The following is a 15,002-nucleotide window of genomic DNA, read 5'->3' on the forward strand; positions in this document are numbered from 1 at the left end:
ACCTTGGGGCCACCCAGTTCGTCGGCGACCTTGCGGAACGCGGCCGCTGCCGACGAGACGGCACCGTCACCGATGGCATGGAAGCCGGCCTGGACACCCGCGAGGGTGCAGGCCCGGATGTGTGCCGCGATCGCGTCGACGTCGAGGTAGGCATTGCCCGTCGAATCAGGTTGGTCTGCATAGGGTTCGAGCAACCACGCGGTATGCGAACCGAGCGAGCCGTCGATGAAGAGATCCCCGCCGAGTCCGTCTGCTCCGGTTTTGTCGAGGAGCGCGCGAGCATCCTCTTCGCTGTCGACACGCTCACCCCAGTAGCCCCGAACCTCCACGCCGTGATCGTGGGCCAACAGTTCCTGGAAATCGGTCAATCCCGAGATGTCCGGTCCCCCGCACTCGTGAACGGCCACGATTCCGCGTGAGGCGCAGAGATCGAGCGCAGCGGTACGAGCAGAAGCGCGCTGAGTTTCCGTCAGCAGATTCCGAGCGGCATTGCGCGCCAGGTGGTGTGCGTCGAACGTCAACGGGCCTTCGGCTGAGTATCCAGCGGTGTCGGTGAGGCCGGAGATCCCGTCGCGCAATGCGCTCGAGCACGCGGCCGAGTGAACGTCGATCCGCGAGAGATACACCTTGCGGCCAGGGGCGGCCGCATCGAGATCTGCGGTCGACGGCGGGGTCTGCTCGGCCCACTCGGTGTCGTCCCAACCGTGTCCCCAGATGACTGCGTCGGGATGGGCAGTTTCGGGGTTCGCGGCTGCGAATGTTCGTACTCGCGCGAGACATTCGTCCAGAGAGTTCGCGCCCACGAGATCGAGGCCGACGAGATTGAGTCCCAGTGCGGTGATGTGGACGTGGGTGTCGACGAACCCGGGAGTGACAAACGCACCACCCAGATCTTCGATCTCCGCGGCGGGGTGCAACGCCCGTCCGGCGCGCTCGTCGCCGACCCACACGACGGTGCCGTCGGTGATGGCGATCGAGGTCGCGTCAGGTGCAAATGAACTGTAGATCCGGCCGTTGACCAGCAGACGAGTAGTCACGAGCACCCAGTCTGCCTGTTAGTACTGCGGCCCCCGCGAACGGGTGGGTGCATCCGTGTCCAGAATCTCACCCTCGAGGACGAGTTCCTTGCCGTTGCTGGCGACGTACTCGGTGGTTTCGGGTGTCTCGACGATGATCTCGCCGTCGATCACCTCGCCGTTTCCGCGCATCCGCGCCGCGTAGCCGACGGTTCCGGCGAAGGCGTCACCACCGGCGGCAAATGCTGCTGCGCGCTTACCTGCCAGGAGCACTGCAAGCGGGCGCAGCGCCCAGCGGGTCGGCGGAATCAGAAGCAGCAGGCCCAGAACCGAAGTCACGAGTCCGGGTACGAACATCAACGCGGAGCCCGCCGCGACCAAGGCGCCGTCGGCGACCGCCAGTGACGGCGATCCCTCACCCCGCGTGGCCTTACGGAACCCGTCCATGACCCTTCGCCACTGCGAGCGCATGAGGATCAATCCGACAAGCGATCCGGCGAGAAACAGCAGCACTGTCCAGGCGACACCGATGGCGTTGCCCACGATGACCAAGGCTGCGATCTCGACGATCACGTAGAGGAGAAATACGGCGGCGATCATGACGTCCCCTTTCAGACGGTCTATTCGTTCAACGCTCGAGGGGCCGGTTTTTCTCCCGACAACGACGCAGAGGTGCAAAACAGGTGGGTGCCGTGAGTCACACGGGCCTTCTCTCACGCACGTGCGACTTGCCTGGCGTTAACTAACGCTCCGCTAACGATTCTAAACCTCAAGTTGACGTTGAGACTCTGCGCATGGTCAAGTCACTTCGGGCCGCATTTCCCGGCCTCATGAAATGAAGGAGCCCGACATGAGCCGACTCCCCGGCAAGACACTCGCCCGACGCATTCCCGCTGCCATCGCCGGCACTGCCGCAGTCGTGGCACTCACCGCCGGCAGCGCGATGATCAGCGCGGGAACCGCGGCCGCAGAACCGGTAGTACCCGAAGGAATTGCCGCGCTGATCGCGCAGGCCGCAGCCATCTCCCCCGAAGCCTCTGCTGCTGTTCAGCAGTTGATCGGCACGGCAGGCGCTGATCAGATCACGACCGCCCTCGATCTCCCGGACATCGGCGTCACCAAGCCGCAGTCGTTCATGTACCCCGCACCGACGGTCGGGTGTGGCGTGGCCGGTGAACCCGTCACCGTCACCCTCAGCTCCGCACAGGCCGGTCCGAACTTCCCGTTGCCGCCGTGGGTCGAGGCCGACCATCTCCGTTTCCAGGCAATCCCGGGTTACGTCGGCATACCCAAGACCTCAGGGTTGAGTGTTGCCTGGATCAACGTCGGCACGTTCAAGGGCGGCATCGTCCCGTTGGACGAGAAGTTGCCCGTACTCGATACGCCGTTGCTCTCGAAGGTCGTCGACACCGGTGACGGCAAGGTGTTTGCCGCTCTGTTCGGCAATGTCGATTACGCAGACGGGAAGACCTGCATCGTGCTGCCAACAGTGGGCGCTTTTGATGCTTGAGCAGAGCGAAACGCTCGCTGCCTGACAGACGGCTGGCCTACGCGCCCGGAGTCACCAGTCCGGTCTCGTAGGCCAGCACCACAGCCTGCACACGATCACGCAGATCGAGTTTGGTGAGAATGCGTCCGACGTGCGACTTGATCGTCGATTCGGACAGGTACAGCTGCTGTGCGATCTCGATGTTCGACAGCCCCGTGGCCACGTGTCCGAGGACTTCGCGTTCGCGTTCGGTCAGGACGTCGAGAACTACCGGATCGCGTCGAGGCGCCGGACCGTCCACGATGAACCTCGACAGCAGACGACGTGTCACCTTCGGGGAGACAACCGCGTCACCGGCTGCCACGCTGCGGATAGCCGACACGAGGTCCTCGGGCGGGGTGTCCTTGAGAAGGAAGCCGCTGGCTCCGGCACGCAGGGCGCCGAGCGCGTGTTCGTCCAGGTCGAACGTCGTCATCACCAGGACTCGGGATTCGATCCCGGACGCAAGAATCTGCTCGGTCGCTTTCACCCCGTCGACAATCGGCATCCGCACATCCATCAACACGACGTCAGGCTTCAGCGCCACCGCCGCTGCGACCGCCGCGGCCCCGTCACCGGCCTCACCGATAACCGAGATGTCTTCATGTGCTTCGAGCACCATGTTCAGGCCCATCCGCATGAGTTCCTGGTCGTCGACTAGCAGCACGGTGATGGGCACGGCGTAAACCTATCGGGCCTGAGACGTCGGTGCCAATGCGATTGCGGCGAGCCGGTATCAATCGTGGATCTCGAGCGGCAGCTCTGCGTACACACGCCAACTGCCGTCGGGGCGTCGTCCGGTCTCGAGTGTCCCGTGCAGTACCGCCACCCGCTCACGCATTCCGACCAGTCCATTCCCCGAACCGTGGGAGAAGGTCGAACTCGACGTTCCGTTGTCGACGACCTCGAGCAGCACCGCGGTGTCGGTGCGGCGCACGGTGACTCGGGCCTTCGGGTTTGCGCCGGCGTGGCGGAGGACATTGGTCAGTGATTCCTGAACGAGGCGATGAATGCCCAGGCTGACCGATGGACTGACATCGTCGAGCTCGCCGGTCAGCTCGAGGCGCACGCCGAGACCAGCGGCACGCATCATCTCGACGACCTTGGCGATGCCGGCCGTTCCGTGTTGCGGCATCAAATCGCTACTGACCTCGGTGCGCAGCAGCGAGACGGTCCGGCGAAGCTCGGCAAGGGCGTCGCGTCCGGTGCTGGAGATGTTGCCGAGCGCCTTCTTGGCCAACGCGGGATTGGAATCGACCGCATACGACGCGCCGTCCGCCTGGACGATCATCACGCTGACCGCGTGGGCGACGACATCGTGGAGTTCGCGGGCGATTCGGGTTCTTTCCGTGGCCACCGCATCCTCGGCACGCCGATCCCGTTCGTATTCGGCCACTTCGAGTCTGGCGGCCACTTCCTCGTCGTAGGCGCGGCGGGCGCTCAAGAACTCGGCGGTGATCCAGGCCAGTGCATAGAGCAGCGTCGCGATGATGATCGTCAGGATCACGTCTTGGCGGATGACGAGCAACGAGAGAGTCATGTCCAGGGCAAGGAAGCACGCGAATATCGCCCCGGTACGCCGATCGACGTAGGCGACGAGTGTGTAGAGCGAAACTCCGAGCGCCAGCAGGCCTGGATGTTCCGCAGCCGGATCCCCGGTCGCCCACATCATCAGGGTCGCGAAGTACGACATCGACAATATGGACGCAGCGGACACACGCGGATATTTGCGACGCCACACGACGGGAAGGCAGATCAGAAATCCGACGACGAGCTGGGGCCACCGCTCCTCACGCGGCGAACTGACGAACGTGACTACCTCGAGCGCGAAGAACACGAGCGCCAGCGCGCTGTCCGCGATCATCGGCTTTCCTCGCAGCCACAGGCTGAACCTCCGCATGTGCTCAAGAGTGTCACAGCTGTGAAAGAGTCACCGCCGTGGATATTGCTGATTGGGGACTGCTGATGACGGCAGCGACGGCGGCGGGTTGGGTCGACGCCGTGGTCGGCGGCGGTGGATTGATTCTGTTGCCGGCGCTCTTTCTGGTCGCCCCGCAATTGACCCCACAGGCGGCACTGGCCACCAATAAATTGACGGCATTCACCGGGACGAGTGCTGCGGTGTACACGTTCTCCCGTCGAATCCCGATGGAGTGGCGGCAGATGGCGCCGGCAGCCGCGTTGGCTGCGGTGACGGCCGCGTGCGGGGCGGCGGCCGTTTCGCTGATCGACAAGAAGTACTTCATTCCGATCGTGATGGTCGTCCTCGTCGCCGTCGCCGTCTTCGTGACCATGCGTCCGACGCTGGGCACCACGATCGCGACTCATCGTCCGACGCAGCGCAAGACCGTCCTCGTCCTGCTGCTCTCCGCCGGACTCATCGGCCTCTACGACGGTCTGCTCGGACCCGGCACCGGCACCTTCCTCATCATCAGCTTCGCGACCTTCCTCGGAACCGAATTCGTTCGGAGCGCAGCGATGGCGAAGGTGATCAATCTCGGTTCCAATTTCGGCGCGCTCGCCTACTTCGCCGTCACCGGGCATGTCTGGTGGAGTTTGGGTTTGGCGATGGCGGTGTGCAACGTTCTCGGCGCGGTCATCGGTTCGCGGATGGCGCTGAGCAAGGGTTCCGGGTTCGTGCGGATCACGCTGTTGGTTGTCGTGATCGCCATGGTGATTCGCCTCGGATGGCAGCAGTTCGGCTGAGATCGGCGGTCGTCGGCTAGCGTCGTGTGCGTGACCGTCACCCGAGATGTCGATGCAGATTTCCTCGCCCTCCCGCTGCGAGCTGTCGCTGATGCGGCGCTGTCGGCAGCGAGAACGGCCGGCGCCCAGCACGCCGATGTTCGTGTCCACCGCGTGCTCACACAGTCGATCAGGTTGCGCGACGGCGTAGTTCAGGCTGTGTCCGACGGAGACGAGATCGGGGTCGCCGTCCGCGTGATCGTCGACGGCACGTGGGGATTCGCCTCGCACGCCGAGGTGTCCCCCGATGTCGCTGCTGCGCTGGCACGCCAAGCGGTCGAGGTCGCGAAGGCATTGCGCTCGCTCAATCGGGATCCGGTCACCCTCGCCGACGAGCCCGTCTACGCCGACGCGACGTGGGTGTCGCCGTACCTCGAAGATCCCTTCGCGACACCGACGGCCGAGAAGGTAGGCCTGCTGGTCGACTACTCCGGACGGCTTCAAGCCGCCGACGGCGTGGATCACGTAACGGCGAGTATCCTCCAGGTCAAGGAGCAGACCTTCTACGCGGATCTGGCCGGTTCGTCGATCACCCAGCAACGGGTGCGTCTACACCCCGAGTTCGAGGCCACTGCCGTCGACAAGTCGGCCGGCAGCTTTGAATCGATGCGTACCTTGGCGCCGCCGGTAGGGCGCGGATGGGAGTACCTCGGGGCGGAGAGCACATGGAACTGGGGCGATGAGCTCGCGCAGATCCCGGAGTGGCTGGCCGAGAAGACCAAGGCACCGACCGTCGAAGCAGGTCCGACCGACCTCGTGATCGATCCGACCAATCTGTGGCTCACGATCCACGAATCCATCGGACACGCCACCGAATACGACCGGGCGATCGGCTACGAAGCGGCCTACGCCGGTACGTCGTTCGCGACGCCGGACAAGCTGGGAACGCTGAAATACGGAACGCCACTCATGCACGTGACCGCCGATCGTAACGAAGAGCACGGCCTGGCCAGCGTCGGATTCGACGACGACGGCGTCGCCTCTCAACGGTGGGATCTAGTGGCAGAGGGAACACTGGTCGGGTATCAACTAGACCGCGTGTTCGCGCCGAGGCTGGGGCTGACGCGTTCCAACGGTTGCTCGTACGCCGACTCCGCACATCACGTTCCCATCCAGCGAATGGCCAACGTCTCGCTCTCCCCCGACCCTTCTACGGACACCTCGACTGCAGACCTGATCTCGCGAGTCGAGAACGGCATCTACGTCGTCGGTGACAAGTCCTGGTCGATCGACATGCAGCGCTACAACTTTCAGTTCACCGGTCAGCGGTTCTTCAAGATCCGTGACGGAAAGCTCGACGGTCAGGTGCGCGACGTGGCGTATCAGGCGACGACGACGGATTTCTGGGGCTCGATGGAAGCCGTTGGCGGTGAGTCGACCTGGCGCCTGCAGGGCGCGTTCAACTGCGGCAAGGCGCAACCCGGTCAGGTTGCGGCGGTCAGCCACGGCTGCCCGTCCGCTCTGTTCCGCGGAGTCAACATCCTCAATACTCGTTCGGAGGCTCAGCAGTGATCGATCCGCAGCAGGTCGTCGAGCGTGCATTGGCCGCGAGGACGGTAGACGAATCGTTGGTGATCGTGACCGATGCGAGTGAGGCGTCGCTGCGGTGGGCCAACAATTCGATGACCACCAACGGAGTTTCGCTGTCCCGGACGTGGACGGTGATCTCGATCGTGCGCGAGGGTGACATCGCGAAGGTGGGCACTGTCAGTTCCAGCAGTGTCGATCCGGAGCAGATTTCCGCGCTCGTACATGCAAGCGAAGAAGCTGCGCGCACAGCCACTCCGGCTGACGACGCGTCCGACCTGATCACGCAGTCGGCGGCAGAGACCGACTGGGACCTGCCGGCCGCCCTGACCGACATCGGTGTCTTTGCGCCGTTGGCTGCCGACCTGTCCACGGCCTTCGACGGCGGCGACCAGTTGTTCGGCTTCGCTCACCACCAGTTGCACACCACCTGGCTCGGCACTTCGACGGGCGTGCGACGTAGAACGGCTCAGGCCACCGGCTCCGTGGAGATCAACGGCAAGCGCGGCGACGCAAGTGCCTGGGTCGGATCCGGAACTGTCGATTTCAGCGATATCTCGATACCGAAGCTCTTGTCGCAGTTGACCACTCGACTCGACTGGGCGGGTAACTCCGTCAGTCTGCCTGCCGGCCGCTACGAGACAATTCTTCCGCCGTCTGCTGTGGCGGACCTGATGATCTATCTGATGTGGACCATGGAGGGTCGCGGCGCCGAAGAAGGCCACACCGCACTGTCCACCACCGGTGGAACCCGGATCGGCGAGAAGCTCGGATTGCCACTGACACTCACCTCCGACCCCGGCGCCGAGGGCTTGCAATCCGCGCCGTTCGTGATCACGACGTCGTCGAGTGAATCCGTCTCACTGTTCGACAACGGTATGGAGATCGAACCCGTCGACTGGGTCCGAGACGGCGTCGTCAATGCGCTGGCGTACCCGCGCCACGCTGCACGAGAATTCGGTCGACCTGTCGCAGTTCCCGGCGACAATCTCATCCTGACCGGTGGTGACGACACCTCGATCGAGGACATGATCGCAGGTACCGAGAAGGGTCTACTGCTCACAACCCTCTGGTACATCCGTGAGGTCGATCCCACGACGCTGCTGTTGACCGGACTCACCCGTGACGGGGTGTATTTGATCGAGGACGGCAAGATCGTCGGCGCCGTCAACAACTTCCGTTTCAACGAGAGTCCGCTCGATCTCCTGCGGCGGGTCACCGAGGCTGGACGCACCGAGATCACGCTTCCCCGGGAGTGGAAAGATTGGTTCACCCGCACGGCCATGCCGCCGATGCGCATTCCCGACTTCCACATGTCCTCGGTCAGCCAGGCGCAGTGATGGCGAAGGTCGTGATCGCCGGCGGCACCGGTGCTCTCGGCCGCCGAATCAGCGACGATCTCGCGGACCGCGGATATGACGTCGTGGTCCTGACTCGCTCACCGAAACCCGGCAGGCACAGGCAGGTTCAGTGGGACGGCGTCACGGTGGGCGACTGGGCGGGAGAACTCGACGGCGCCGCGGTGATCAATCTGGCCGGCGAGTTGGTCGATCGCCGACCCACACCGGCAAACATCGCACTACTCACCAACTCCCGAGTCGATCCGACCCGCGCGCTGGTCGAAGCGTCGAAACTACTGGCGAACCCTGTTCCGGTGTGGATCCAGGCGAGCACGCTCGCGATCTACGGCGACGCCGGAGAGACCCGGCTCGACGAGGCTTCCCCACTCGCTGACGGACCACCTCAGATGACCGACGTCGCAAAGGACTGGGAGGCAGCGGTCGAGGGAGCAAACGCGTCACGAGTGGTGATCCTGCGAACCAGTGTCGTGTTGGAGAAGGGCACACCGGCGCTCGAGCGACTGCTGTTGCTCGTGCGTCTCGGTCTGGGCGGACGCGTCGCCTCGGGTAGGCAGTGGACCAGTTGGATTCACATCGAGGACTGGCTGTCGATCGTGCGCTGGGCACTCGAACCCGATTCGGCTGCCTCGGGCGTGGTCATCGCGACGGCTCCGGATCCCGTCCGAAACTCAGAACTGATGGCCGGGCTGCGCAAGCACCTTCACCGGCCACCTGCGCCGCCGACGCCCGCTTTCATGGTCAGAATCGGCGCGTTCCTTCTTCGCAGCGACGCTGCCCTGGGCCTGACGGGTCGTCAAGCCGTATCGAAAGTGTTGGCGGACAAAGGCTTCACATTCACCTATCCGCGCTTCGACTCAGCGTTGGACGATCTGCTCGGCAACTGACGCGCGGTCAGGCTGCAGTGACGGCAAGTCCGATCGTTCCGGTCTTGCCGCGGCGCAGGAGACTGCCCTTCATGGTGATCCAGCCAAGGATTCCGTAGCGCCGCGCGATCGCGTCGCGGGCATGATCGGTGCCCGGCGCGTCGAGGATCTCGGCGACGGCGGCCACCGGTTCACCCTTCGGATTTCCCCGAGCGTCACACGCAGCGACGGTGACCGACGGGTTTCGCCTGATGCGCTTGACCTTGTAGGAATCGGTGACGGTCCACATCAGGAGCTTGTCGCCGTCCGGCGCGGCCCAGAGTGGAGTCGCCACCGGAGTTCCATCCTTGCGGAAGGTCGTGAGTAGGACGTACTTGGCCTCGGAGACGCGCTTGAAGTCGGAGTTCACTCCTCGAGGATAGGTGCGAGCGCCTCCCGTTGAACACCGACAGGCTTCCGCGACTATCTGGCGACCGATCAGTACCACCCAGGAAGTACCACTTATGCACGTTTTATCCGGTTCTTCTTGACGCCGGACACGCCGTTTCGTCCCCGAACTCCATCTCGAGTTATTCTGAGGCAAACCGTCGAACCGGGGAGTCGAACTTGCACATGCAGTGCCGTGACATGCAGCGTCGTGACTTTTTCAACGCGGCCGGGGTGGGGGCGGCAGTTGCAGCCGCGGCGCCGCTCATGTCGACGTCGATCAGCCACGCCACCCCCGCACCCCTGCGGGCGCTACCGATGGGTGCTGATCACTACCGCGCGCTCGTTCCCGAGTTGTTCGTACCCTCGCCTACTCCCCCGGAGCATTCCGAAGCCATCGTCATCGGGTCCGGATTCGGCGCCAGCGCCACCGCCCTCAGACTGGCGCAGAGCGGCACCCAGATCACCATCCTCGAACGCGGACTTCGGTGGCCCCACGATCCGCAACGGGAGATTCACACCTCCGACATGCTGGCCGACGGCCGCGGAGTCTTCCGGCGAACATCGTTCACCAACCTCACCGGACTCCCCGTGGCGTGCGACTACTTCAGCGGCGTCCTCGATGCCACCGACTACGAACACATCTCGGTATGGCGCGGCGCTGCAGTCGGCGGTGGTTCCATCATCTTCACCGGCGTGATGATCGCGCCCGAGCGCCGATTCTTCGACGCAGTCTTCGGCAACTCCCTCGACTACGACGAGATGGCGTCCACCTGGTACCCCAAAGTGCGTCAGATGCTGCGTCTGAGCCCGTTACCCGAAGACATCTACCAAACCCCGAACTTCGGACACTCGCGTCGTTGGGATCAGGACGCTCGTCGTGCCGGATTCGATCCGCAGCGGATCGACGGGATCTGGAACTGGGACGTGGTGCGCTCAGAACTCGACGGCCGAACCCGAGCCTCGGCCACTGTCGGTGACAGCAACATGGGTAACTCCAACGGCGCGAAGTTCGACCTCACACAGAACTACATTCCTGCCGCCGAAGCCACCGGACGAGCCACCGTCTGTTACGGACATCAGGTGCTTGCGATCAGTCGCGAACGTGATGGACGCTACGTCGTCGACGTCGAATCGACGGATCCGACGGGTGGCGTTCTGGCCCGGAAGACTCTTACCTGTGACCGTCTGTTCCTCGGCGCCGGTTCGATCGGCACGTCCGAACTGTTGGTACGCGCCCAGGCGACGGGCGCGCTGCCCAACCTCAACGAACACGTCGGTAAGGGCTGGGGAACGAACGGCGACGCCGGGATGGTGCGCTCGTTCGGCTTCAGTGACGGCACTGCGCAAGCCGCACCGTCGGCATCACGCATCGTCGACGAGTCGGGAATGCCACTCTCCCTGGAAAATTGGTACGTCCCCGGCCTACCCGTCAACATCGGCATGCTCGGAACATTGGGGATGACCCTCGACTCGCAGCGCGCCGACTTCGCCTACGACGGCGGCTCCGATCGGGTGGTGCTGAACTGGCCGAAGAACGGCAACGACGCCACCGTCGAGGCACTACGCGCCGTCCAGAACAAGATGGCCTTCGCCGGCACCACGCTGCCGTCGGCGTTGCCGTTCGCGAAGGACGTCAATTCCTCATTCACCGCGCATCCCCTCGGCGGTGCGGTTCTGGGCAAGGCCACCGACGGTTACGGGCGAGTCAAGGGCTACGACGGCCTGTACGTGATGGACGGCGCCGCTATTCCGGGCAGCACCGGCACCGTCAACCCGTCACTGACCATCACTGCTCTGGCGGAGCGGAACATCGCTCAGATCATCAAGTCCGGACGCTGACTCACTTCAGCGCCCGGATCTGCCGGTGATGCTCGAGGTCTACTCCCCCTCGAGCTCGCCTTCGGTTTCGAGGTACACCTGACGCAAGCCGTCGAGTGTCTTCTGCTCGGGGTGCTCCCACATGTTGCGCTCGGCGGCTTCGAGGAGCCGCTCGGCGATTCCGTGCAAGGCCCACGGGTTGGACTGCGTCATGAACTTCTGGTTCTGCTCGTCCAGAACGTAGGTCTCGGCGAGCTTTTCGTACATCCAGTCCGCGACCACGTTGGTGGTGGCGTCGTACCCGAAGAGGTAGTCGACCGTGGCCGCCATCTCGAAGGCACCCTTGTACCCGTGACGGCGCATCGCGTCGAGCCAGCGGGGATTGACCACGCGCGCCCGGAAGACACGTGCGGTCTCTTCCGAAAGTGTGCGTGTGCGAACCGATTCCGGCCGAGTGCTGTCGCCGATGTACGCCTCGGGCGACTTTCCGGTCAGCGCGCGCACGGTGGCAACCATGCCGCCGTGGTACTGGAAGTAGTCGTCCGAATCGGCGATGTCGTGCTCACGCGTGTCGGTGTTCTTGGCCGCCACGTTGATTCGACGGTATGCACTGCGCATGTCGTCGGCTGCCGGGATTCCGTCCAGCCCACGGCCGTACGCGAAGCCGCCCCAGTTGGTGTACACCTCGGCGAGGTCGTCGTCACCGCGCCAGGTCTTGGAGTCGATGAGTTGCAGCAGGCCGGCGCCGTAGGTTCCGGGCTTCGAACCGAAGATGCGGGTGGTCGCACGCCTGGCATCGCCGTGCTCGGCAAGGTCGGCCTGCGCGTGGGCGCGCACGTAGTTCTGCTCGTCCGTCTCGTCCAGTGCCGCGACCAGCTGAACGGCGTCGTCGAGCAGTGCGAGCACGTGCGGGAACGCATCACGGAAGAATCCGGAGATGCGGACGGTGACGTCGATGCGCGGACGGCCGAGCTCGTCGAGATCGATGACTTCGAGGTTGACGACGCGTCGGCTTGCTTCGTCCCAGACGGGGCGAACACCGAGGAGCGCGAACACTTCGGCGATGTCGTCGCCGGAGGTACGCATGGCGGCGGTACCCCACACGGACAGACCCACTGAGCGCGGGTACTCGCCGTGATCGGCGAGATATCGAGCGGCGAGCGACTCGGCCATCGCCTGACCGGTCTCCCACGCCAGTCGTGAGGGAACTGCCTTGGGATCGACGGAGTAGAAGTTACGACCGGTGGGAAGCACGTTGATCAGGCCGCGCAGCGGTGACCCACTCGGGCCGGCGGCGATGAAGCCGCCGTCGAGCGCGTGCAGGACCTGCTTGATCTCGTTGTTCGTCTGTCGGAGGCGTGGAACCACTTCGGTGGCCGCGAACTGAAGGATCTTCACGACGGTCTCGTCGTCGCTGAGTTGTTCTGCCGCAGCGGGGTTCCAGTCGGCGTCGTACATGCCGCGAACCAGAGCGTGCGCCTTTTCCTCGACGTCGTCGACACGGTTGCGGGACTCGTCGCCGTCTTCGCTGAGCCCGAGAGCTTCGCGCAGACCAGGGACGCTCTGTTCGCCGCCCCACATCTGACGGGCACGGAGCATGGCCAGGACCAGTTCGATTTCGGCGTCGCCCTCGGGTGCGCGGCCGAGAATGTGCAGGCCGTCGCGGATCTGGACGTCCTTGATCTCACACAGCCAACCGTCGACGTGCAGGAGCATGTCGTCGAACACGTCTTCTTCGGGACGCTCCGCGAGGCCGAGGTCGTGGTCCATCTTGGCTGCCCGCATCAGCGTCCAGATCTGCTGGCGACTGGCCGGCAGCTTGGACGGGTCCAGTGCGGAGATGTTGGAGTGCTCGTCGAGCAGTTGCTCGAGACGGGAGATGTCGCCGTAGCTTTCGGCGCGGGCCATCGGCGGGATCAGGTGATCGACGAGAGTCGCGTGGGCGCGACGCTTTGCCTGTGTTCCTTCACCCGGGTCGTTGACGAGGAACGGGTAGATCAGCGGCAGGTCGCCCAGGGCCGCGTCGGTGCCGCAGTTGCTGGACATGCCGAGCGTCTTGCCCGGCAACCATTCGAGGTTTCCGTGCTTACCGAGGTGCACAACGGCGTCGGCGCCGAATCCGCCGTTGTCCGGTGTTGCAGCGATCCAGCGGTAGGCCGCGAGGTAGTGGTGGCTCGGCGGCAGATCCGGGTCGTGGTAGATCGCGACGGGCTTTTCACCGAATCCCCGCGGCGGCTGGACCATGAGGACGATGTTGTTGAATCGCAGTGCCGCGATGACGATTTCGCCGTCGGGATCCTGCGAGCGGTCGACGTACAGCTCGCCGGGCGCTGCGCCCCAGTGCTCTTCGACACCGCTGCGCAGTTCCTCGGGCAGGGTGGCGAACCATTCGCGGTACTTCGCTGCCGAGATGCGGATCGGATTGCCCTCGAGCTGCTCGGCAGTGAGCCAGTCGGGATCCTGGCCGCCGGCCGCGATCAGGGCATGGATCAGCGCGTCGCCGTCCTTCGCCGCCAGGCCAGGAACTGCGTCCGGACCGTCGACCGGACCGAGATCGTAACCGGCAGAACGCATTTCGGTGAGCAGGTCGATTGCGCTCGCCGGAGTATCGAGACCGACCGCGTTGCCGATGCGGGCGTGCTTGGTCGGGTACGCCGAGAGCATCAGAGCAACGCGACGCTCGGTGGTGGGAATGTGGCGCAGCTTGCCGTGACGGACCGCGATCCCGGCGACACGGGCGGCGCGCTCGACGTCGGGGACGTAGGTGGACAGCCCGTCGGAGTCGATTTCCTTGAAGGAGAACGGGACCGTGATGATGCGACCGTCGAACTCCGGCACCGCCACCTGCGTCGCGACGTCGAGAGGCGACAGTCCGTCGTCGTTCTCGTCCCAGGTGGCGCGGCTACTGGTCAGGCACAGCCCCTGCAGGATCGGGACGTCGAGTGCAGCGAGTGCTGCGACATCCCAGGCTTCGTCGTCCCCACCGGCGGACGCGGTGGCGGGCTTGGTGCCGCCGGCAGCGAGAACTGTCACGACCATGGCGTCGGCGCGGCGGAGCGTGCTCAGAAGTTCGGCTTCAGCTGTTCGCAGAGATGCACAGTAGATCGGGAGCGCGGTGCCACCGGCCTCGGCGACCGCGTCGCACAACGCCTGGATGTACCGGGTGTTGCCGGCCAAATGCTGGGCGCGGTAGTACAGAACTGCGATGACCGGACCGCTCGCCGAGTCGAGATCGGGCGCGAAATCAGCGATGCCCCAGGAAGGCAGGTGAGCCGGCGGTTCGAAACCGTGGCCGGTGAGCAGGACGGTGTCGGACAGGAAGTGGTGCAGCTGTGCCAGATTCTGTGCGCCACCCTCGGCCAGGTAGTTGTGCGCCTCGGCAGCAACACCGGCGGAAACCGTCGAGCACTCCATGAGGTCGGCATCCGGCGCGTGCTCGCCGCCGAGAACGACTACGGGGAGTCCGGAGGCGAGGACCATGTCCAGCCCGTCTTCCCAGCTGCGACGGCTGCCGAGGATACGAACGATCACGAGGTCGACGCCGTCGAGCAAGGGCGGCAAGTCCTCCGAGACCAGCAAGCGTGAGGGGTTGGCCCAGCGATAGGAGACTCCGTCGCCGGCTTCCTGGCTGGCGCGGGCGCTCAGCAGATCGGTGTCGGACGTGGAGAGCAGAAGAATCACGGGTGAAGCCTTCCTGGGGTTTCGCGCCCCGTGG

General features: G+C 64.6%; 12 protein-coding genes. 6 read left to right on the forward strand and 6 right to left on the reverse strand.

Annotation, left to right across the window (positions count from 1 at the left end):
* The coding region (locus RWT78_RS21665; RefSeq protein ID WP_314678131.1) for an amidohydrolase family protein at positions 1–1,043 on the reverse strand (1,043 nt) is incomplete at its 3' end.
* Positions 1,044–1,055: 12 nt separating this feature from the next.
* Positions 1,056–1,616: an FxsA family protein gene (locus tag RWT78_RS21670; protein ID WP_064444606.1), complete on the reverse strand. Its 561-nt coding sequence runs from the start codon at positions 1,614–1,616 to the stop codon at positions 1,056–1,058.
* 250 nt (positions 1,617–1,866) lie between these two features.
* On the opposite strand from RWT78_RS21670, the gene RWT78_RS21675 reads away from it, so the two are divergent.
* On the forward strand, positions 1,867–2,526 hold the full coding sequence (locus RWT78_RS21675; protein ID WP_003944837.1) for a hypothetical protein: 660 nt from the start codon (positions 1,867–1,869) through the stop codon (positions 2,524–2,526).
* A gap of 37 nt (positions 2,527–2,563) precedes the next feature.
* On the opposite strand, the gene RWT78_RS21680 is transcribed toward RWT78_RS21675, so the two are convergent.
* Positions 2,564–3,223 carry a response regulator transcription factor gene (locus tag RWT78_RS21680; protein WP_003945024.1) on the reverse strand — a complete coding sequence of 220 codons (660 nt, stop codon included), beginning with the start codon at positions 3,221–3,223 and terminating at the stop codon, positions 2,564–2,566.
* A gap of 57 nt (positions 3,224–3,280) precedes the next feature.
* Positions 3,281–4,444 carry a sensor histidine kinase gene (locus RWT78_RS21685; protein ID WP_054188248.1) on the reverse strand — a complete coding sequence of 388 codons (1,164 nt, stop codon included), beginning with the start codon at positions 4,442–4,444 and terminating at the stop codon, positions 3,281–3,283.
* Positions 4,445–4,482: 38 nt separating this feature from the next.
* On the opposite strand from RWT78_RS21685, the gene RWT78_RS21690 reads away from it, so the two are divergent.
* Genes RWT78_RS21690 through RWT78_RS21705 form a run of 4 tightly spaced genes read left to right on the forward strand, consistent with a single transcriptional unit; the run spans position 4,483 to position 9,061 of the window.
* On the forward strand, positions 4,483–5,250 hold the full coding sequence (locus RWT78_RS21690) for a TSUP family transporter (protein WP_030536361.1): 768 nt from the start codon (positions 4,483–4,485) through the stop codon (positions 5,248–5,250).
* A gap of 30 nt (positions 5,251–5,280) precedes the next feature.
* Positions 5,281–6,801, forward strand: coding sequence for a TldD/PmbA family protein (locus RWT78_RS21695; RefSeq protein ID WP_314678146.1), 1,521 nt, complete (start codon positions 5,281–5,283; stop codon positions 6,799–6,801).
* Complete coding sequence (locus tag RWT78_RS21700; RefSeq protein ID WP_058226726.1) at positions 6,798–8,156, forward strand: metallopeptidase TldD-related protein; 1,359 nt, start codon at positions 6,798–6,800, stop codon at positions 8,154–8,156. The genes RWT78_RS21695 and RWT78_RS21700 overlap by 4 nt, the downstream gene beginning before the upstream one ends.
* Complete coding sequence (locus RWT78_RS21705; RefSeq protein ID WP_314678150.1) at positions 8,156–9,061, forward strand: TIGR01777 family oxidoreductase; 906 nt, start codon at positions 8,156–8,158, stop codon at positions 9,059–9,061. The genes RWT78_RS21700 and RWT78_RS21705 overlap by 1 nt, the downstream gene beginning before the upstream one ends.
* A 7-nt stretch (positions 9,062–9,068) precedes the next feature.
* Here the strand turns inward: RWT78_RS21705 and RWT78_RS21710 are convergent, their stop codons facing one another.
* Positions 9,069–9,449 (reverse strand): PPOX class F420-dependent oxidoreductase, encoded by a 381-nt coding sequence (locus RWT78_RS21710; RefSeq protein WP_054831958.1) that lies wholly within the window; start codon positions 9,447–9,449, stop codon positions 9,069–9,071.
* 203 nt (positions 9,450–9,652) lie between these two features.
* On the opposite strand from RWT78_RS21710, the gene RWT78_RS21715 reads away from it, so the two are divergent.
* Entirely contained in the window at positions 9,653–11,308 is a 1,656-nt protein-coding gene (locus tag RWT78_RS21715; protein ID WP_314678154.1) for a GMC oxidoreductase, read from the forward strand.
* Positions 11,309–11,347: 39 nt separating this feature from the next.
* On the opposite strand, the gene RWT78_RS21720 is transcribed toward RWT78_RS21715, so the two are convergent.
* On the reverse strand, positions 11,348–14,968 hold the full coding sequence (locus tag RWT78_RS21720; protein WP_314678157.1) for a cobaltochelatase subunit CobN: 3,621 nt from the start codon (positions 14,966–14,968) through the stop codon (positions 11,348–11,350).
* Positions 14,969–15,002: the final 34 nt, after the last annotated feature.

This window comes from uncultured Rhodococcus sp. (assembly GCF_963525155.1).
Taxonomy (GTDB): Bacteria; Actinomycetota; Actinomycetes; order Mycobacteriales; family Mycobacteriaceae; genus Rhodococcus_F; species Rhodococcus_F qingshengii.

What these genes read in the sequence shown, in the direction of transcription:
- RWT78_RS21670 (WP_064444606.1), bottom strand. Translation starts at nt 1,616, where the DNA reads ATGATCGCCGCCGTATTTCTCCTCTACGTGATCGTCGAGATCGCAGCC.
- RWT78_RS21675 (WP_003944837.1), top strand. Translation starts at nt 1,867, where the DNA reads ATGAGCCGACTCCCCGGCAAGACACTCGCCCGACGCATTCCCGCTGCC.
- RWT78_RS21685 (WP_054188248.1), bottom strand. Translation starts at nt 4,444, where the DNA reads ATGCGGAGGTTCAGCCTGTGGCTGCGAGGAAAGCCGATGATCGCGGAC.
- RWT78_RS21705 (WP_314678150.1), top strand. Translation starts at nt 8,156, where the DNA reads ATGGCGAAGGTCGTGATCGCCGGCGGCACCGGTGCTCTCGGCCGCCGA.
- RWT78_RS21715 (WP_314678154.1), top strand. Translation starts at nt 9,653, where the DNA reads ATGCAGTGCCGTGACATGCAGCGTCGTGACTTTTTCAACGCGGCCGGG.